The following is a 1,022-nucleotide window of genomic DNA, read 5'->3' as shown; positions in this document are numbered from 1 at the left end:
ATGGCAAAGGAAAAGTTTGAACGTACGAAGCCGCACGTTAACATTGGCACGATTGGCCACGTTGACCACGGCAAGACGACGCTGACGGCGGCGATCACGAAGTATTTTGGTGATTTCCAGGCATATGACCAGATTGACGGCGCGCCCGAAGAGAAAGCGCGCGGGATCACGATCTCGACCGCGCACGTGGAATACGAGACCGACGCGCGTCACTACGCCCACGTCGACTGCCCCGGCCACGCCGACTACGTCAAGAACATGATCACCGGTGCCGCCCAGATGGACGGCGCGATCCTGGTTGTGAACGCCGCCGACGGCCCGATGCCGCAAACGCGCGAGCACATCCTGCTGGGCCGCCAGGTTGGTATCCCGAAGATCGTCGTGTTCATGAACAAAGTGGACCAGGTCGACGACGAAGAGCTGCTGGAACTGGTCGAAATGGAAGTGCGCGAGCTGCTCGACAGCTACGAGTACCCCGGCGACGACACGCCCATCATCGCAGGCTCCGCGCTGGCGGCGATGGAAGGCCGTGACAACGCGATCGGCGAAGACAAGATCCGCGAGCTGATGGCAGCTGTCGACGAGTACATCCCGACGCCCGAGCGCGCCGTGGACCAGCCCTTCCTGATGCCGGTCGAGGACGTGTTCTCGATCTCCGGCCGCGGTACGGTTGTGACCGGTCGTGTGGAGCGTGGCGTGATCAACGTGGGCGACGAGATCGAGATCGTCGGCATCAAGGACACCCAGAAAACGACCTGCACCGGCGTTGAAATGTTCCGCAAGCTGCTGGATCGCGGTGAAGCGGGCGACAACATCGGCGCGCTGCTGCGTGGTATCGACCGTGAAGCGGTCGAGCGTGGCCAGGTTCTCTGTAAGCCGGGTTCGGTGACGCCGCACACGAAGTTCGAGGCCGAAGCCTACATCCTGACCAAGGAAGAGGGTGGCCGTCACACGCCGTTCTTCGCGAACTACCGTCCGCAGTTCTACTTCCGTACGACGGACGTGACGGGCACGGTTCAGCT

At 62.1% G+C, this 1,022-nt stretch carries 1 protein-coding gene; it reads left to right on the top strand.

Annotated elements, in window-relative coordinates; translation table 11 throughout:
• The coding region (gene tuf / locus KUV51_RS22070) for an elongation factor Tu (protein ID WP_222523629.1) at positions 1-1,022 on the top strand (1,022 nt) is incomplete at both ends.

Origin of the sequence: Tateyamaria omphalii (assembly GCF_019802125.1) — a bacterium.
GTDB classification, from domain to species: Bacteria; Pseudomonadota; Alphaproteobacteria; order Rhodobacterales; family Rhodobacteraceae; genus Tateyamaria; species Tateyamaria omphalii_B.
The sequence above is the reverse complement of the archived record's forward strand: the minus strand, read 5'-3'. Positions and strand labels throughout refer to the sequence as shown.